Annotated in this window: 13 protein-coding genes; 6 read left to right on the top strand and 7 right to left on the bottom strand. The window is 65.4% G+C overall.

Annotated features, from left to right (window positions below; genetic code table 11):
- The 3 genes from EET13_RS30460 to EET13_RS17570 all read left to right on the top strand — a co-directional run.
- On the top strand, positions 1–1,071 hold a 1,071-nt coding region (locus tag EET13_RS30460), incomplete at its 5' end, for a hypothetical protein (RefSeq protein ID WP_211189088.1).
- A gap of 619 nt (positions 1,072–1,690) precedes the next feature.
- A complete protein-coding gene (locus tag EET13_RS17575; RefSeq protein ID WP_122443482.1) occupies positions 1,691–2,146 on the top strand; it encodes a VOC family protein in 456 nt (151 codons plus the stop codon).
- Between the two features lie 51 nt (positions 2,147–2,197).
- Positions 2,198–3,331 (top strand): 6-phosphofructokinase, encoded by a 1,134-nt coding sequence (locus EET13_RS17570; protein WP_122443481.1) that lies wholly within the window; start codon positions 2,198–2,200, stop codon positions 3,329–3,331.
- A 69-nt stretch (positions 3,332–3,400) separates the two neighbouring features.
- Here EET13_RS17570 and ppsA read toward each other — a convergent pair whose 3' ends face one another.
- Genes ppsA through EET13_RS17550 form a run of 4 tightly spaced genes read right to left on the bottom strand, consistent with a single transcriptional unit; the run spans position 3,401 to position 12,060 of the window.
- On the bottom strand, positions 3,401–5,806 hold the full coding sequence (gene ppsA, locus EET13_RS17565) for a phosphoenolpyruvate synthase (protein WP_122443480.1): 2,406 nt from the start codon (positions 5,804–5,806) through the stop codon (positions 3,401–3,403).
- A 19-nt stretch (positions 5,807–5,825) separates the two neighbouring features.
- A complete protein-coding gene (locus EET13_RS17560; RefSeq protein WP_122443479.1) occupies positions 5,826–6,836 on the bottom strand; it encodes a dihydroorotate dehydrogenase-like protein in 1,011 nt (336 codons plus the stop codon).
- Positions 6,836–10,408 (bottom strand): pyruvate:ferredoxin (flavodoxin) oxidoreductase, encoded by a 3,573-nt coding sequence (gene nifJ / locus EET13_RS17555; protein WP_122443478.1) that lies wholly within the window; start codon positions 10,406–10,408, stop codon positions 6,836–6,838. The genes EET13_RS17560 and nifJ overlap by 1 nt, the downstream gene beginning before the upstream one ends.
- Complete coding sequence (locus tag EET13_RS17550) at positions 10,405–12,060, bottom strand: NAD(P)-binding protein (protein ID WP_122443477.1); 1,656 nt, start codon at positions 12,058–12,060, stop codon at positions 10,405–10,407. Before EET13_RS17550 ends, nifJ begins: the two co-directional genes overlap by 4 nt.
- Positions 12,061–12,167: 107 nt before the next feature.
- Between EET13_RS17550 and EET13_RS17545 the strand changes: the two genes are divergently transcribed.
- A complete protein-coding gene (locus tag EET13_RS17545; RefSeq protein WP_122443476.1) occupies positions 12,168–13,583 on the top strand; it encodes a WS/DGAT/MGAT family O-acyltransferase in 1,416 nt (471 codons plus the stop codon).
- Between the two features lie 153 nt (positions 13,584–13,736).
- Positions 13,737–14,225, top strand: a complete 489-nt coding sequence (locus EET13_RS17540) for a hypothetical protein (protein ID WP_122443475.1) — start codon at positions 13,737–13,739, stop codon at positions 14,223–14,225.
- 111 nt (positions 14,226–14,336) lie between these two features.
- On the opposite strand, the gene EET13_RS17535 is transcribed toward EET13_RS17540, so the two are convergent.
- Positions 14,337–15,737: a wax ester/triacylglycerol synthase family O-acyltransferase gene (locus tag EET13_RS17535; RefSeq protein WP_122443474.1), complete on the bottom strand. Its 1,401-nt coding sequence runs from the start codon at positions 15,735–15,737 to the stop codon at positions 14,337–14,339.
- Between the two features lie 223 nt (positions 15,738–15,960).
- Between EET13_RS17535 and EET13_RS17530 the strand changes: the two genes are divergently transcribed.
- The gene (locus EET13_RS17530) at positions 15,961–17,082 is read left to right on the top strand and encodes a formyltransferase family protein (RefSeq protein ID WP_122443473.1); all 1,122 of its coding nucleotides are present in this window, start codon (positions 15,961–15,963) and stop codon (positions 17,080–17,082) included.
- Positions 17,083–17,158: 76 nt separating this feature from the next.
- Here the strand turns inward: EET13_RS17530 and EET13_RS29920 are convergent, their stop codons facing one another.
- On the bottom strand, positions 17,159–17,479 hold the full coding sequence (locus EET13_RS29920; protein ID WP_136623184.1) for a hypothetical protein: 321 nt from the start codon (positions 17,477–17,479) through the stop codon (positions 17,159–17,161).
- Positions 17,480–17,792: 313 nt separating this feature from the next.
- A partial coding sequence (locus tag EET13_RS30455; protein ID WP_483237991.1) for a PPW family C-terminal domain-containing PPE protein occupies positions 17,793–18,509 on the bottom strand: 717 nt, incomplete at its 5' end.

The raw sequence follows: 18,509 nt of genomic DNA, 5'->3' as shown, positions 1-18,509 counted from the left end.
GGCAACGGCGGCGCCGGCGGTAACGGCGGCGGCGCAACCATAACCGGCGGCACCGGCGGCCACGGCGGCAACGGCGGAACAGCCGGACTCATCGGCAACGGAGGCAACGGCGGCACCGGCGGAACCGCGGTCCAAGGTCCCAATGCTCCCAACATCGGCGGCAACGGCGGCAACGGCGGCAACGGCGGACTATTGATTGGCAACGGCGGCGCCGGCGGGAACGGCGGAGCCGGGCCCATAGCCGGCGGTATCGGCGGAGTCGGCGGCAACGGGGGCTCGGCCGGACTCATCGGCAACGGCGGAATCGGTGGAACCGGCGGAGCCGGCCCAGACGGCGGAGTCGGCGGAAACGGCGGCGAAGGCGGCGTACTCATCGGCAACGGCGGAAACGGTGGTATGGGCGGAGCGGCCGGCGGTGGCGGGGGTGGCACCGGTGGCAACGGCGGAGCAGCCGGACTCATCGGAAACGGCGGCAACGGCGGCGCCGGCGGAGTCGGCGGTGGCAGTGGCGGAGTCGGCGGCAACGGAGGCCAAGGCGGAATATTGATCGGCAACGGCGGCAACGGCGGTGCGGGCGGAAACTCGGGCGGCAGTACCGGCGACGCCGGTAGCGGCGGTAACGGGGGAGCCGCCGGACTCTTCGGCGACGGCGGCAACGGCGGAGCAGGCGGAACCGGCAACCAGGCATCCGGTAACGGCGGTAACGGCGGTAAGGGTGGGGTGTTGTTTGGCAACGGCGGAAATGGCGGAGCAGGCGGAAACGGCGGAACCGGCGGGCTTAGCGGCAACGGTGGTAACGGTGGCCAAGCCGGAGCTTTTGGAAACGGCGGCAACGGCGGAACCGGCGGAGCCCGCGGCAATAATGGCGTTGCCGGTGTTGGTGGCAATGGTGGTGCCGCGGGATGGTTCGGCGACGGTGGTGCCGGTGGAGCCGGCGGACAGGGCGGCGGGTGGGGCGGTACGGGAGGTATTGGCGGGCTACTGTACGGCAACTCGGGATCAGAGGGGTTGACTTTCCCGGTCTCGGAAAACCGTGAAGTGGACGTTCGACCTGTGATAGCGCGGGTGTGACGCGCGGGAGCGGTGTGGTTACCGGGCCGCATTGCTGTCCCTTTACGGCCGCAGCGTGGCCAGCCTCGCAATTAACGTGCCCCAAGACTTTTCGTCGCGGCACAGGGGTCGGCCCGCTAAGCACTGACGCATGCAGGCACCGCAGACCGGCGGGAAGGTCAGAACGCGAATGCGCCGGTGACGCCGGTACAGGCACGTGTTCGGCTCCCTTACGCTCGGAGGCGAGCCCCCGAAAAGGAAGCACTGCCACCGCCACGGCTACCGTGACGAGGTAGCGCAACGCGCGCGCAGCCATGGCGGCGCGGATCGTGTCAGCTTGGATTTCGGCCGTCAAAAGCCAACGTTCGCAAGGCAATGCGTGAGCAACATCCATTCCCGCCCCATACCAGCACCGATCTGCACCAACACCTCATCCGACTAGACAACCCCAGCGCTGCCGCATCACCCCGACGACGAATTAACGGGCAAGACCACTTAAGAGCAAAGCCCTGCTGGTGGAAGACATAGTGCGCATTGTGCGCCAGCCTGGGCCGCCGTGGCGGGCGTGGGAGGATGCCTGAAGCGGGCCGCCGTTGTCGTCAAAGCAGGCGGACAACGCTGATGCGGTAGAGAGGTCGTAATGTCAAGCAATAGAACGATTTTCAACCATGTCGGATTGTGCGTCAGCGATCGCCAGCGGTCGCGCCGATTCTATGAGGGCCTGCTCGAGTTCGAGTTCTGGTGGGAACTGGACGCGCCCGACGAGGGCACCGATCAGCTGCTGCAGCTGTCAGCGCCGATCGGGCTGCACGCGACGTATCTGGTGCGGGACGGATTGGTGCTGGAACTCCTGGACTACGTCGGGCGCGCGGTTCACCCCGGAGCCCCGCGGGTCATGGACCAGGTGGGGCTTACCCATATCTCGTTTGCGGTAGCCGATCTGGCCGGCGTGGTGGCGCGCGTCGAGAGCTGCGGCGGATCGGTGGTCGACGGATCGGTGTCGCAGCAAGCGGCGATGATCCGCGATCCGGATGGCCAGCTGCTCGAACTGCTATCGGATCGGTGGCTGGCGGCATTGCCGCCGCGTCCGCGGTAGGGAATTCCTGGGTGCAGCGGCGCCCCGGCCGGGCGCGTAGGGTTGCGCCTCGTGGCATCTTCGATCAGACGGGTTGCGCTGAGCACCGGCGGCGGCGACGCGCCCGGACTCAACGCCGTCATCCATGCCGCCACCCTGGCGGCACGAAACCGCGGCTGGGATGTGGTAGGCATCCGCGACGGTCTCAACGGCTTGTTGTTGCCTGACGCCTATCCCGACGGTGGGCTGATCGAGCTCACTCGGGACCGGGTGCGCGGCATCATCCACCAGGGCGGCACCATCATCGGCACCACCAACCGAGGCAACCCGACCGCCTATCCGGTGCGCCAGAGCGACGGCAGCTGGATCGAAGTGGACCGCACCGTGGAGCTGCTGGGCCGCTTCGAGGAGCGCGGAATCGATGCCCTGATCCTGGTCGGCGGCGACGGATCGATGGCGATCGGCCAGCACCTGCACAAGGCCGGGCTGCGCTTGGTCGGGGTGCCCAAGACGATCGACAACGACCTGGACAAGACCACCTCGACATTCGGCTTCGACAGTGCTGTCGACTTCGCCTCGGAGTGCATCGACCGGCTGTTCACCACCGCTACCTCGCACGGCCGGATCATCGTGGTGGAGGTGATGGGCCGATATGCCGGATGGATCGCACTCAATGCCGGCATGGCCTCGGGGGTGCACGCCATCCTGATCCCCGAGATCCCGTTCAGTCTCGAACCGGTGGCGGCGGTGATCACCGACCGGGAACGGCATGGCGCGAACTTCTCCATCGTCTGCGTCGCCGAAGGCGCCCGGCCGGTCGGCGGCGAGGTATCGATCGTCGGCAAGGCGGTGGGGCAGGCCGAACGCCTCGGCGGTATTGGCGCCAAAGTCGCCGCGGAGCTCGAGCGGATGACCGGGCGAGAAGCACGCACGGTGGTGCTCGGCCACCTGCTGCGGGGCGGTTCGCCGACCTCGTTCGACCGGTTGCTGGGCCTGCGGTTCGGCGCCGCGGCGGTGCGGGCACTCGACGAGGGCCACAGCGGGGTCATGGTGGCGCTCAACCCCCCGACCGTGGACTACGTACCGCTCGTCGAGGCCACCCACCGGCAGAAGACCGTCCCGCTCGACTGTGACTCGATCCTGACCGCGCGTGACATGGGAATCAACTTCGGCGACGAAATGCCCAGCCACAGCACGATCGACTGATACCTCCGCCGAGGTCGACGTCATAGCCTCTTGCACTGTCGATTTCGGCGTGAGCCGATGCAGGCGAATTCAGTGCCGCGACGCCACCTGCTGCTCGAGCTCGAGGATCTGACGCGTCGTCTTCACCACCACGTCAGGGTTGAGGCTGATCGAGTCGATACCGAGGCGGACCAGGAACTCGGCCATGTCAGGGTAATCCGAGGGCGCTTGCCCGCACAGCCCGGAGTGAATTCCGTTGCGGCGGCAGCCTTGCACGGCCAGGCGAATCATCTCCTTGACACCCTCGTCGCGCTCGTCGTAGTCGAAGGCCACGATCTCGCTGTCGCGATCCACGCCGAGCGTGAGTTGAGTCAAATCATTGGAGCCGATGGAAAATCCGTCGAAGCGCTTGGCGAACTCGTCGAGAAGGATGACGTTGTTCGGGATTTCGCACATTGCATACACCTGCAGCCCGTTGTGACCACGCTGCAGGCCGTGTTCGGCCATCGTCGCCAGCACCAGGTCCGCCTCGGCGACCCGGCGCACGAACGGCAGCATGATGACGACATTGGCCAGGCCCATCTCGTCGCGGACCCGTTGCATCGCACGGCATTCCAGCGCAAAGCCCTCGGCATAGGCCGGGTGCGCATATCGTGACGCGCCGCGGAAGCCGATCATCGGGTTGCTCTCGACCGGCTCGAAGCCGCTGCCGCCGATCAGGCTGGCGTATTCGTTGGTCTTGAAATCCGACATCCGCACCACCACGGGCTTGGGCCAGAAGGCCGCGGCGATGGTGCCGATTCCCTCCGACAGCCGCTGGACGAAGAACTCGCTGCCGTCGGCATAGCCGCGGGTGAGCCGCTCGATCGTGTGCCGCGCATCGGGGTCGTCGACCTTGTCCGGATGCAGCAGCGCCAGCGGGTGCACCTTGATGTATTCGCTGACGATGAACTCCATCCGGGCAAGTCCCACACCGTCATTCGGCAAGAAGGACGTCTTGAACGCCAGATCGGGGTTGCCGAGATTGACCATGATCTGGGTTTGCGGCCGCGCCAGGTCGGCGACCTCGGTGCGGTCGACGTGGAAGCCCAACTCGCCGCGGTAAACCCGCCCGGTGTCGCCTTCCACACACGACACGGTGACAACCTGGCCGTCAGGCACCCTGCTGGTGGCATCGCCCGCGCCGACCACGGCCGGGATACCGAGCTCGCGCGCGATGATGGCCGCGTGGCAGGTTCGTCCGCCGCGGTTGGTGACGACGGCGGCGGCCGTCTTCATCACCGGCTCCCAGTCCGGCGTGGTGGTGTCGGCGACCAGCACCTGACCGGGCCGGAAGTCCGACAGCTGCTCGAGGTTGTCGATCCGTTTCGCCACGCCGCTGGCAACCTTCTCGCCGACCGAGCGGCCCTCGGTGAGAACCTCGCGCTTCATGTCGGAACCTTCCAGCACATAGGTTTCCACCGTCGTCAGGCTGCGCCGCGATGCGGCGGTCTCGGGACGGGCCTGCACGATGTAGAGCTTGCCGTCGAGCCCGTCTTTGGCCCATTCGATGTCCATCGGCCGCCCGTAATGCTGCTCGATGGTGCATGCGTAGCCGGCCAGCTCCAGAACGTCCTGGTCGGTGATGCAGAATCGGGCACGGTCGGCCTTCGGGGTGGGAATGTTGCGGGTGGTGTGTTTGGTGCCGCCCTCGACGAAGACCATCTTGACCGCCTTGTCGCCGACCAGGCGGCGTAGCACGGCTCGGTGACCGGCCCGGTACGTCGGCTTGTGGACGTAGAACTCGTCGGGGTCGACGGCACCCTGGACCACGTTCTCGCCCAGGCCGTAGGCGCCGGTGATGAAAACGACGTCGTTGAACCCGGATTCGGTGTCGATGGTGAACATCACCCCCGAGGAGGCCAGATCGGAGCGCACCATCTTCATCACGCCGATCGACAGCGACACCTTGAACTGGTCGAAGCCCTGGTCGATGCGATAGTGGATGGCCCGGTCGGTGAACAGGCTGGCGAAACAGCGGCGGCATGCGTCGAGCAGACTCTCCGACCCGGTGATGTTGAGGAAGGTTTCCTGCTGGCCGGCGAAGCTGGCCGTCGGCAGATCTTCGGCGGTCGCCGAGCTGCGCACCGCGAGGCTGACCTCCTCGCCGTATTCCTCCTGCAGCGTGCGATAGGCGGCGACGATCTCAGCCGCGAGGTCGTCGGGAAGCCCGGCGCCGTAAACGATTTCACGTGCCCGCTTGCCCTTGCGCGCCAACGCGGTCACGTCGTCGGGGTCGAGGTCGTCGAGCTCGGCGTGTAGCGCGTCCCAGGCGCCGGCGCTGTCCAGCATGTGTTTGTAGGCCTGCGCGGTGATGGCGAACCCGTGCGGCACGCGGATGCCCTGCTCGGACAGCTTCTGGTACATCTCGCCGAGCGAGGCATTCTTACCGCCGACCAGCGGCACGTCCTCGATGCCGAATTCTTCGAAGTAGCGAATGTAGGTGAACGTGCTCATGATGACTTCCTCCGTGTGTTCAGTAGGGTTCGTACAGTCCGTAATTGGCTTTTCGCAGTGCCCAGACGTAGTCGGCGCGCTCGCGGGAATCGGAGTCCTCGGCGCTCGAGGCCGCCAGCAGCCCGCGTACCTCATCGAGGGTCGCAAAGCCCTTGCGGCTCATCCAGTCCGAAAGTCCCCGCAACAGCACACCCGCGTACTCGGGACCGTGGCGCAGCAACGCCGATGCCGACTGCACCACGTCTGCTCCGGCGAGCAGGTACTTGGCCACATCCGCGGCGTGCTCGACCCCGGTGCTGGCGGCCAGCGAGGCGCGTATCCGCCCGCGCAACAACGCGATCCAGGTCAGCGGTAATCGGGTGTCCGTCGGCGTCGACAGCGTGATCGTGCGCACGGTGCTCAGCGTTTCGGGGTCGATGTCGGGTTGCAGAAACCGGTTGAACAACACCAACCCGTTGGCACCTGCGGCGTCGAGGCGGTGCACCATGTCGGCGGTCGCGCTGAAATAGGGGCTGAGCTTGACCGCCACCGGGACGGTGGTCGCGCTTTTGACTGCGGCCAGCACGTCGAGATGGCGCCGCTCCACGGCGCTGCAGTCGACACCGGTATCGCCGGGAAGGTAGTAGATGTTCACCTCGATCGCTGCCGCGCCGGCGTCGTGCATCCGCCCGGCGTAGCGTGCCCAGCTGCCGGGGGTCGACGCGTTCAAGCTGGCGATGACCGGGATGTCGACGGCGGCCGCAGCGCGCTCGACCAGACGCAGATACCGCTGGGCGCCGCCGCTCTCGCCGCTGTCCGGGGGAAAATAGGTCAGCGACTCGGCGAAGCTTTCGCTGCCCTGGCTGGCCATCCGCTGGTTGTGCGCAGCTTCACGACGCAGCTGTTCTTCGAACAGCGAGTGCAGTACCACCGCCCCCACGCCGGCGTCGGCGAGCCGCTGGACACCGTCGACGGTGTGGCTCAGTGGGGAGGCCGAGGCCAGCAGTGGGTTGCGCAGGTTCAGCCCGAGGTAGCGGGTAGACAGGTCCATCAGCGCTCCCGTCGCGCGTCGGAGGGAAATCGGTGTGGCGCTTGGCAAGCCATGTCCTCGTAGACCTCCCAGCGTTGGTCGATGGACTCCTGGGCAAGCGCGAGCAGCCGTTCGGCCTCCTCGGGATCGGAGTTGGCCAGGCTGCGATAGCGCAGCTCACGATTGCGAAAGTCGGCTAGCGACACCCGAGGGCGGTGGGAATCCAGCAGAAACGGCGCTCTGCCGCTCGCGCGTAACACGGGGTTGTAGCGGATCAACGGCCAGTGCCCGCTGGCGACCGCGCGGTATTGCTGCTCTAGGCCATACCGCAGCTCGAAGCCGTGGGCGATGCAGTGGCTATAGGCGATCACCAGCGACGGCCCGTCGTAGGCCTCGGCTTCCCGCAACGCCAGCAACGTCTGCTGCGGATCAGCGCCCATCGCGACGCGCGCCACGTAGACATTGCCGTACGAAATAGCTTGCAATGCAAGGTCTTTGCGCGGTACGGTCTTGCCGCCCGCGGCAAACTTGGCCACCGCTCCCAGGGGTGTGCTCTTCGACATCTGCCCGCCGGTGTTGGAATACACCTCGGTGTCGAGCACCAGCACATTCACGTTGTGCCCGCTGGCCAGAACGTGGTCGAGCCCGCCGGCGCCGATGTCGTAGGCCCAGCCGTCGCCGCCGACGATCCACACGCTGCGGCGGATGAGATGGTCTAGCACACTGCGCAGTTCGTCACCGACCTGCGACGGCAGCCGGTCCAGCCGGTCGGTCAGTTCGGCCACCCGCTGGCGCTGGGCATGCAGCTCTGATTCCCGCCGTTGCGGGGCGGTCAAGATGGCGTCGACGAGCTCGGCGCCGAGGCGCTCGCGCTGTTCGGTCAGCCGTTGGCGGGCTTGATGCAGGTGCGTGTCGGCGGCCAGACGCATGCCCAGGCCGAATTCGGCGTTGTCTTCGAACAGCGAATTGGACCAGGCGGGACCGCGGCCGGCGGCGTTGGCGGTCCAGGGCGTGGTCGGCAGGTTTCCGCCGTAGATCGACGAGCAGCCGGTGGCATTGGCGATCATCAACCGGTCGCCGAACAGCTGGGACACCAGTTTGAGGTAGGGCGTTTCACCGCATCCCGCGCAGGCGCCGGAGAATTCGAACAGCGGCTGCAGAAACTGTGCGCCGCGCACCGTGCCGAAGTCGACCATCGAGCGGTTTGCCACCGGCAGGGTTTCGAAGAACGCGATGTTCTGGCGTGCCTCGGCAATCAGCGGTTCGCGCGGCGCCAGGTTGATGGCCTTGGTGATCGGCATGCCGGGAACCACGGCCGGGCAGGCTTGGACACACAGGTTGCATCCCGTGCAGTCCTCGGCATACACCTGCAGCGTGTAGCGGGTGTCGGGCAGGCCGACGGTATTCAGCGGTGCCGACCGGAAGGTGTCCGGCGCGTCGTGCAGGCGGTCGTGGTGGTAGAACGTGGTCCGGATGACGCTGTGCGGGCACACGAATGCGCAGTTACCGCATTGGATGCAGGTGTCGGGATCCCACACTGCGACCAGGTCGGAGATGTTGCGTTTCTCGTAGGCCGCGGTACCGCTGGGATAGCTTCCGTCGACCGGAAGCAGGCTGACCGGTAAGGCGTCGCCGCGCCCCGCGATCATCTCCGCGGTCACCGTTCGCACGAAAGCCGGGGCATCGGGAGGCACCGGCGGGTCGAGCTCCCGGGTGGAGGTGGCGTTGCCGGGCACGTCCACCCGGTGCAGGCCGACGAGGGCTCGATCGACGGCGTCGAGTTCACGGGTGACCACGTCCGTGCCTTGCCCGGCATAGGTTTTGGCGACGCTGTCTTTGATCTCGGTGATCGCGGTCTGCACCGGCAGCACACCGGCGATCGCGAAAAAGCAGGTCTGCAGCACGATGTTGATCCGGCCGGGCAATCCCACCTCACGGGCGATGGCTGCGGCGTCGACGACGTAAAGCCGGATATGTTTGTCAATGATCTGGCGTTGGACCGGGCCGGGCAGGCTGTCCCACACCCGCTCGGGTGTCCGGGAGCTGTTGAGCAAAAGTGCCGCACCCTGGGCAGCGCGGCCCAGCACATCGGCCTTGTTCAGGAACCGTTGGTGGTGGCAGCCGACAAAAGTCGCGCGCTGCACCAGATATGGCGCCTTGATAGGCTGCGGCCCGAAGCGCAAATGCGAAACAGTTTGCGAGCCGGATTTTTTCGAGTCATAGACGAAGTAGCCCTGGGCGTAGACGTGGTCCTGGGCGCCGAGGATCTTAATGGTGTTCTTGTTGGCGCCGACGGTGCCGTCGGAGCCCATGCCGAAGAACACGGCACTGGTGACTGCGGGGGAGTCGATGTCGAACCCCGCGTCATAACCGATGCTGGTGCCGCTGACGTCGTCGTCGATACCCACGGTGAAACGGGGGCGCGGCCGCTCGCGGGCCAACTCCTCGAAAACGCCGGCGACCATGCCGGGGGTGAATTCCTTCGACGACAGGCCGTAGCGTCCCCCGCACACCAGCGGCAGCGACGATCGTTCGCCGCGGCTATGGGCCTCGGCCAGGGTGGCCGCAACGTCCAAATACAGTGGCTCGCCGTGGGATCCGGGCTCCTTGGTGCGGTCCAGGACCGCGACGGCGCGGACCGTCGGCGGCAGTGCGGTCAGCAGTGCAGCGGCCGGAAATGGCCGGTACAACCGGATCTGGACCACGCCGACCCGCTCACCGCGCGCGACCAATGCGGCCACGGTTTCGGCCGCGGTCTGGGCGCCGGAACCCATCAACACCAGCACCCGTTCGGCGTGCGGGTCTCCGGTGTAGTCGACGATGCGCATCGGGCGTCCGGTGCGCTCGGCGAGCTCGCCCAGCAGGTTCTCGACAACGTCGGGCACCCGGGCGTAGAACGGGTTGACGGTCTCGCGCGCCTGAAAATACGTATCGGGATTTTGCGCGGTGCCGCGGATACCCGGCCGCCGCGGCGACAGGGCGCGGTCGCGGTGGGCCAGGACCAATGCCTGCGGGACCAGCGCCCGCAGGTCGTCGTCGGTGAGCGCTTCGACGGTGTTGAGCTCGTGCGAGGTGCGAAAGCCGTCGAAGAAATGCACGAACGGCACCCGGGTGCGCAGGGCGGCCGCTTGCGCGACCAGGGCCAAGTCGTGGGCCTCCTGCACCGAAGCCGACGACAGCAGCGCAAAGCCGGTCTGGCGCACCGCCATGACGTCCTGGTGGTCACCGAAAATCGAAAGGCCCTGGGCAGCAATGGATCGCGCGGCAACATGGAGCACCGCCGAGGTGAGCTCGCCGGCGATCTTGTACATGTTGGGGATCATCAGCAACAGGCCTTGCGACGAGGTGAACGTCGTCGCCAGCGCTCCGCCCTGCAGGGCGCCGTGCAGGGCGCCGGCCGCCCCGCCCTCGCTTTGCATCTCCACCACTGTCGGCACGGCGCCCCACACGTTCGGCCGGCGTTGGTTCGACCACGCATCGGCCAGCTCGGCCATCGGTGAGGACGGTGTGATCGGGTAGATGCAGCAGACTTCGTTGAGGCGGTAGGCCACCGATGCCACCGCCTCGTTGCCATCCACCGTGATGCGTGTCATCGGGGCTCCGGCATCATCTCGATGGCGTGCACCGGGCACTGCTCGTAGCAGGCCGCGCAGCCGGTGCACCGGTGGTAGTCGAAGCGGTAGCGGTGACCGCGTCCCAGCTTGATCACCGCGTCCTCCGGGCAGGCGCCCAGACAGCCGTCACACTCGAAGCAGTTACCGCACGACAGGCAGCGGCCGGCCTCGAACGTCGCAGCCGGTGCCGAAAGGCCACCGACGACTTCATCGAACCCAGTAATCCGTTGTGCCGGAGCAAGTTCGGGTTCGCGGCGCTGGCCGGCGTCGCCGAAGTACCACAGGTGCAGCGCGTTGAAGCCGGCCACCGGATGCTTTGCCGGGCGTTCGCCGGAGGCGCCGCGCAGCCACGCGTCGATGTAATGGGCGGCCTTTCTGCCGTGTCCGACTCCGACGGTCACTGTGCGTTCGCACGGCACCATGTCGCCGCCGGCGAACACGCCGGGGCAACCCGTCATCAGCGTCGGTGAGACCCGCACGCTGCCGTCGCGGTCGAACTCGACTCCGGGAAGGCTGCGCATGAACGCGGATTCGGCTTCCTGCCCGAGCGCCATGATGACCGTGTCGGCGGCCAGGGTCTCGAATCGCCCGGTGGGGCGCAGGCGTCTGGATTCGTCGAGTTCCATCAGCTCAACCTGGAGCTCGGTGTGGTCGAAGGCGGTGATGGTGCGTAGCCAATTGATCCGCACGCCTTCGCGTTTGGCTTCGTGGACTTCGTGTTCGTGTGCGGGCATCTGGGCCGCGGTGCGACGGTAGATGATCACGGTGTCTTCGGCGCCGAGGCGGCGGGCGACGCGGGCGGCGTCCATGGCGGTGTCGCCACCGCCGTAAACGGCCACGCGGTGGCCGAGGTCGGGCTTCTCGCCGGCGGCGACCGCGCGCAGGAACGACACCGCGTCGATCATCGGTCCCGCGTCATGAGCCGGGATGTCGATACGTTTGGCGAGGTGTGCGCCCACCGCGACGAACGCGGCATCGAAGTTGCCGGCTTGACGCTCAGCGGCGAGGTCGTCGACGCGATGCCCGCAGACCAGCTGCACGCCCAGCGCGACGATACGTTCGATTTCGGCATCCAGCACGTCGCGGGGCAGTCGATAGCTCGGGATGCCGTAGCGCATCATCCCGCCCGGCTCGGCGCCGGCGTCGCGAACTTCAACGTGGTGGCCCAGGCGAGCCAGGTGATAGGCGGCGGACAGCCCGCTGGGACCGGCACCGACGACGAGCACCCGCTTGCCGGTTGGCTGCGGCGCGGGCCCGAACCGCCAGCCGCGGTCGCGTGCGGTGTCGCCGAGGAACCGCTCCACCGCGTGCACCGAGACCGCGGTATCGAGTTGTGCTCTGTTGCAGACGGATTCGCACGGGTGATAGCAGACACGACCGTGGATGGCGGCAAACGGGTTGTCGGCGACGAGTTGGCGCCACGCCTGCTCATGGCGTCCGCCCCGGGCATGGGCTAGCCAGGCCTGGACGTTTTCCCCGGCCGGGCATCCGGCGTTGCATGGCGGCAGCAGGTCGACGTACACGGGACGGCGGTCACGCACCGGCCCCGCACGGTGCTGCCCGTGCAGCAGGTCGGGCAGGGCTGTGAGGTCGCCGCGGGGCGCGAGCATATCGGCGTCACCGGACGTCATGGTGCTGACGATATGACTCGTTGTGCGGTTGTGCTGCTTTCGTTTGGCCCTCAAGGTGAGGACTTCCGACTCTGATCGCGGCGGGCGCAACGGCGGAAAGTAGCGGAATGGAGCATTTGACCGCCCTTGATGCCGCTTTTCTCGAGGTCGAAGACTCCGATCCGCATGTGAGCCTGGCGATCGGCGGTTTGTCGATCATCGAAGGGCCGGTCCCGGCATTCGAAGAGTTCGTCTCGGGTCTGGTCGAGCGGGCTGCGGTGATTCCGCGGTTCAAGCAGATCCTGCGGACGCATCCGCTGGATCTCGGTCCACCCGAGTGGGTGGATGACCCCCGTTTCGACATTTCGCGGCACCTGCATCGCCTCGCTTTGCCGCACCCCGGCGGAGACGTCGAACTCTTCGAAATGATCGCGACCGTGATGGAGCATCGGCTTGACCGCGAGCGCCCGCTATGGGACTGCTTCATGATCGAGGGGCTCAGCGATGACCGCTGGGCGGTGCTGACCAAGCTGCACCACTGCATGGCCGACGGCATTGCGACCGCGCAGATGTTGGCGCGGTTCAACGACGGCGGCAATGACGGGGGCAGCAGCGATTCTTTCGCCACCGATATCCGGGCCGCGAAGGAACCCGATCGACGTGGGCTTGGGCTGCCGAAGATCAGCCTCAATCCGTTGAACTGGGTGAGCGGGATGGTGCGCAGTGTCTTGGACGCGGCCGCCGTAGTCGAGCATGTCGCGGTGGGCGCGGCCGAACTGGCGGGCAGTCTGCTCAGCCCGGCGCCGGACTCGTCGTTGCATGGGCGCGTCACGACGATGCGGCGCTACCATGCGGCCCGGGTGCGGTTGGCTGACGTACGCGAAGTTGCCCAGGCGTTTGGAGCGACGTTCAATGACGTTGCGCTGGCGGCGATCACCGACAGCTATCGCAGGCTTTTGCTTGCGCGGGGGGAACACCCCGGCCGCGACTCGCTGCGCACTCTTGTTCCGGTGTCGGTGCGCGGGGTGAATCAATTCAACCGGACCGACAATCAGGTCTCGGCGATGCTGCCGTTGCTGCCGGTCGATGAGCCGGACCCGGTGCAGCAGCTTCGGCTGGTGCACAGTCGACTCACCCGCGCTAAAGGCAGCGGCCAACGCGAAGGGGGTAACGCCGTGGCTGCGGCGGCCAAGAACGTACCATTTATGTTCTCGGCGTGGACGATTCGGTTGCTCAGTCATCTGCCGCAGCGGGCGGTGGTGGGGTTGGCGACCAACGTGCCCGGTCCGCGACACGAACAGAAGCTGATGGGGCGACGGGTGCTGGAAATGCTGCCGATCCCGCCGATCGCCTTGCAATTGCGCACCGGCGTGGCGATGGTCAGCTACGCCGACAATTTCGTGTTCGGCATCATGGCCGACTACGACACCGCGCCCGATATCGAGGCGCTGGCGGCAGGCATCGAGGCTGGGGTGGCACGGCTTCTCGAGATCAGCCGGGCGCGGCGGGGCAAGCGACGGCCCAAGCCGCGCGTTGCCGGGTGACTGATGGGTCCCGCGGCGGTGAAGGTGCCTTGCCCGACGGTTTCGGCTGACCTCAACGGCGCAGCTCACGCGCCGGCAACAACGGCCACGTCCAGGTAGGTCTGCTAAGCCCTCGGGTGGCGAGCGAGAAACTTAGCTGATATAACATCTAGCATGTCAAAGCAATTGCATGCGGTCGAAGGTGTCAGCGACGGGGGGCAGCGTGCGCTCACCATCATTCGCCCGCTCGTAAACCTGTTGCTGCGCAACCCTTTTGGGGGCTCGGCGGGTAAGCATTTCATGGTGTTGAGTTTCACCGGGCGCAAGACTGGTCGTCAGTATTCGATACCGATAAGCGCCCATTGGTCGGACGACGGTCTTTTCGTCCTCACCCGTATGCGATGGAAGAACAACTTTCGCGACGGTGCCCCGGCCGAGATCCACCACGACGGCAAGCCGATGTCCATGCGTGGCGAACTCATCCAAGATCGCGCGACCGTCGCCGAGATGGTGCACCGCTGCGCCGAGTCCTATGGGTTGCGGCGCGCGCAACTGATCATCGGGTTGAAGTTCCGCGACAAGCGCATACCCACCCTTGCAGAGTTTGCCGAGGCGGCCGAACGACTGAATTGGGCCGTGGTCCGGTTTACGCCGGCCGACTAGCTGCGGCAATCACGGGCTGTCGAATCCGAAGTGCCGGCCGAGTATGCGCTGTTGTATCACTTCGTGCGGCAGCAAGTTTCGCTGACCATGGGGGTGGCTGAGACGCCGGCTTCACGAAGATGTGCGGCTCGGTCGCGCGGGTCGTGTTGCTGCGGCCTCCTTCAGCTCCTGGTAGGCCTGCAGCGTCAGGCGGGCGAGGTGCGTAGGGTCGTCGATCGCCGCAGCGTTGGCGATGAAGCCGAAATCCATACTGTCGTGGTATGACGCCATGGTGACATTGAGCCCGATCGAGGCCGCGAGCGCCGAGACCGGGTAGATGCCCAGCAGGCGGGCTCCGTTGAGGTACCGGGTTTCCTTGACGCCTGCGACGTTGGAGATGACGAGATTGCATGCCGGATGGCCGATGCGATCCAGATGTGTGGACGCGCCAAAGCCCGCCAGCGCGACGAGTCCGACCGCGTAGGTCATCGCGGCCTGCTTGGACATGGCGGCGAGTTCCTTCTTGGCGGTGGCGACCGAATCCACGACCTCGCCGATGCGTTCCGGCATGCTCGCTCGCGGCTCGCCGAGTCGCACGAACATCGCCGACACCCGGGTGCCGATCGCGGTGTCGTCTTCGCTCCGCAGCGACACCGGACACATCGCGATAAACGGGTGCCCGAACGCGCGGTCGGTCTCGCGCAGGTAAGCATGCAGACCGCCGTCGATGACGCTGGCCGCGACGTCGTTGAGGGTGGCGCCGAAGTGGTGGCCGACCGCACGCATTTCGGCGAGCGGCAACGTCAGTGTGGCGAATCGCCGTCCCATTTCGAGTGGAGCGTTGGTGGGAGCATGCTGCGCCACGAACGGGAGGTTGCCCTCGAGATGCGAGCCGAGCAGACCGGCGAGCACCTTACGTAACGCACCGACCGCGACCTGGTTGAGTGCCACGAGTTCGGTGACTGCGCCTCGAATCGAACCGGCCACCTTGTGGTTGAGTCCAGTCGACGAGTGCGGTTGCGCTGCCGGCGCGCCCAGCGCGAACGCCGGCTCAAAGATGGGGGAGCGATCGGAGGTACTCAGGCCTGCGTAGAGTCGCTTCAGGCCGGATTCGCCGTCGATGATCGAGTGGTGAGTCTTGGTGTAGATCGCAAACATCTCATGCGGTAGTCCGTCGATCACCCAGCAGCGGAATAGCGGCCGGTGCCGGTCTAGTTGCGGCTCGTGCAAATCGGCAACCAGGCGCAAGAGGTCGTCGTAGCAGGCGCCGGCAGGAAGCGACAGGTGTCCGATGTGGTAATGCGGATCCCAGGCCGAAACTTCCCTGAAATGGGGCGCCCCGCGAACCAGGAGTTCGGGCACATAGTTGAACGGCGGTGCCGGAGAATACTCCCGATAGGTCTGCACCAACTCGGTCACGGGGTCGCGACCGGCAGGCTTTTTGAACAGCAGCATCGCGCCGACGTGCGTGGTGCCGGCCGGCGACTCCAGCAACAGCCATGAAAGATCCAGTGGCGGAATCGGTTTGGTCATCGTGTGGCTCCCATCCGAAATGCTTGCCGGTTAAGCGCTATCGGGGCGAGGCTCGTACGGAAATGTTCTCCGGCGAAGCGCGCGGCCGGCCAGGGCACAAGGACCCCGCTGCGGCAGTCGTAAGTCCCTGCGGCAAGGTCAACCAGGACTTTCAGCAAACTGTCATGCAATCTGCAGTGATAATCCGGATCTGTCTCATACCCTGGCTGTAATCACTCGGCAAATGCTCTGCGGTGCCGTTTGTGAACGCAGCAACGAATTTGCTCGCCTGATCACTCTCAGTGAGTCATCGCGTACGGATTCCGGCTGCAATAACTGTACGGATAGAGTGCTCCGACCGGCTGTCGCGAGGCCCGGACACTCGACCGGAAATACCAGTCGTAATGCGATCAAATTGGAGAGTAAGATTTCGCAATCTCCTGCAACTTCCAGCGTCGCGCTCATCGTTGGGGGCGATGTTGTCAGTCATCTCATCAGTGGCGAAATTGCTTGGCGAACAATAGCCAACGGTGGCCGGTGCACATTGCTGTTTACCCGCACGCGGATCCGCAAGACAGCCCCTCCGCAGCTGCAGCGCTTATTTCTCATCGAGCATGAACTCCTCCAAACGGTCGCCTACCGGCACTTGCGGCGGCACCCCTTCCCCGGCTCGACCCAGCCGCTTCTGAACACGATTAATGGCTGGCGGTCCTGCGCCGGCGGGGCCATCGACGCCTATGAGCTCGTTGATGTCAACGGCATCCACAGCCACGAACTGCTCGACCGCATCCGACCGGACGTCACGGTGTCGGTGCGTTGCTATCAGAAGTTCACTCCGACGACGATCGCCGCCCTTTCCACCTCGCCGTGCCGGCCGTTCCTCAACCTGCACCCAGGCCGGCTGCCGTCATATCGCGGCGTCAATCCATTCGCATGGTCGATGTTGAACCAGGACGAACGCGCGGCGTGGACCCTTCACCACATCGACGTCGATTTCGACACCGGCGCGATCGTTGACGGCGTCGAGGTCCCGCTGGACTACGCCGAATCCGTCCACGAGAATTTGCTGCGCTCGGTGCCCTGCGCGACGGATCTCGTGTGGTCGGCGATTCGGACTGCGGCAACCGGAGGCACTCTGGCCAGAATTCCGCAAGACGATACGGCCGCCCGCTACTACAGCTTCCTTGACAGCAAAGACCTGCGTCAGCTGGAAACGCAAGGAATCACAATGTGCCGGCCCGAGCCCGTGATTGGGACGGTGCTGAGAGCAGCCCGACTAGCCGGGGCTACTCGGGCCAGCGTTGCCGAGCTTGCCACCAAGATGCTCGCCGCCGTAGAAAGCAACTCGGCGTGCCTGCGTGATTGACGTCTTTGCTGGCAGGACCGAAATAGTTTAATAGCCCAGTGCTCACTGAGCACTGGGCTATTCGGATTGAGCGATTCTAACGGCCTGGCGTGGGAGCAGGTGCGGGCGAAGGCTGCGCGTGGTTGGGTGCTCCGTGGCCGCCGTTCGGAATTTCCATCACCATCGCGGGGTAGCCGTGCTGACGGTGATGGGAGCCGCTGGCGTGTTCGCTATAGATTGCCATCCCAAAGCCAGCGAAAAATATTCCGGCAACGATCGCTAGGGTCCCGGCGACAACGGCCACCCACGCCGCGGCTTTGAAAATCTTTGGAGTCTCCGATTTTGTTGACACCATTGTTGGTGCAGGTGCTGCTGTGTCAGAAGATTCATTGACTGGAGTCTTGGATGTTTCAATCACGCGTCGATGTTAGTGGTATTGACTGAATGTGGACTGCCGGTCCGCGGAATAACAGCTGTGAACCGATGTAAGTCAATAAATTCTGGTTATAGGTTCATCGAAGAGATCGATTGGTGCGTTCGCAGCAGCTCCTGTATGTGGAGGCTCACTCCAATCACATGTCGACCAAAACCCAGCCGTCGCCATCAAGCGCTGTCCAAGCGGTCCGACCGGCCGGGTCCTCGGCGGAACGAATTGCGGCAGTTCGTCAAAACGTTAACGATCGACGCCGGCAATTTTGGATCGACCAGCACGAGAGCCGGAGATAAGTCAGCTACACCCCCGCCGGCTGCGGGTGCCAAGTGGCCGGCAACATCGGCACCTGCGCGCGGTGACCGAACTCGACACCTCGCGCGCTGGCCAACCCGCCGGCCGGCACCTCGGTCCGTTGTTCGGCAGCACCGGAAAATCCCAACGGTCCGGCACCCTGGTGGCCGGCCGCTGCCGACGTCAACGGTGACTGGGATATCGCCGCCGACACACCGGCCACCGGCTCCACCGCGGCAATATCGGCGGCCGCCAACGGAGCTGCCGCAGCCACAGTCGTCAATGGCGCGGTCACAGGGACCAGGCTCACCCCCGGGACGGCAGTCATCTGGGGAGCGACACCGCCAACCAACATCGCGGCTAGCAATGGGGAAGAACCCAATAAATTCCCGACCACCCACTCCAGGACGATTTTTAGGATCCCGAAGTAGCCGTAGGCCAAGGCGTACCCGACCAACAACCAATTGACGGCAAACTGGAAGAAAAGCGGCGCATCTTCAATGAATTGGATTACCAGCCCAATGATGTTCAAAGTCAAGACATCTAAGGCAAGCCAGAAGACCGCCCACCCGACAGGGATGAGCTGCGATAGTAATGCTGGAAGGATTTCTGAGAGCAACAACCCGACGTAATCAAGAAGTTCGGTGATCTGCTGCCATGGGAAGGGGGTGAGGGTGGTTTGGGCGGCGGTGGTGGTGAGGGTGGTGCCGGGTTTGATGATGGG

Origin of the sequence: Mycobacterium attenuatum (assembly GCF_900566085.1) — a bacterium.
Classification (GTDB): domain Bacteria; phylum Actinomycetota; class Actinomycetes; order Mycobacteriales; family Mycobacteriaceae; genus Mycobacterium; species Mycobacterium attenuatum.
This window is presented reverse-complemented; position numbering and strand designations above follow the sequence as displayed.

Excerpts from the sequence above, each read along its gene's own strand:
- EET13_RS17575 (WP_122443482.1), top strand. The coding sequence starts at position 1,691 with ATGTCAAGCAATAGAACGATTTTCAACCATGTCGGATTGTGCGTCAGC.
- ppsA (WP_122443480.1), bottom strand. The coding sequence starts at position 5,806 with ATGAGCACGTTCACCTACATTCGCTACTTCGAAGAATTCGGCATCGAG.
- EET13_RS17560 (WP_122443479.1), bottom strand. The coding sequence starts at position 6,836 with ATGGACCTGTCTACCCGCTACCTCGGGCTGAACCTGCGCAACCCACTG.
- nifJ (WP_122443478.1), bottom strand. The coding sequence starts at position 10,408 with ATGACACGCATCACGGTGGATGGCAACGAGGCGGTGGCATCGGTGGCC.
- EET13_RS17550 (WP_122443477.1), bottom strand. The coding sequence starts at position 12,060 with ATGACGTCCGGTGACGCCGATATGCTCGCGCCCCGCGGCGACCTCACA.
- EET13_RS17545 (WP_122443476.1), top strand. The coding sequence starts at position 12,168 with ATGGAGCATTTGACCGCCCTTGATGCCGCTTTTCTCGAGGTCGAAGAC.
- EET13_RS17540 (WP_122443475.1), top strand. The coding sequence starts at position 13,737 with ATGTCAAAGCAATTGCATGCGGTCGAAGGTGTCAGCGACGGGGGGCAG.
- EET13_RS17535 (WP_122443474.1), bottom strand. The coding sequence starts at position 15,737 with ATGACCAAACCGATTCCGCCACTGGATCTTTCATGGCTGTTGCTGGAG.
- EET13_RS17530 (WP_122443473.1), top strand. The coding sequence starts at position 15,961 with ATGCTCTGCGGTGCCGTTTGTGAACGCAGCAACGAATTTGCTCGCCTG.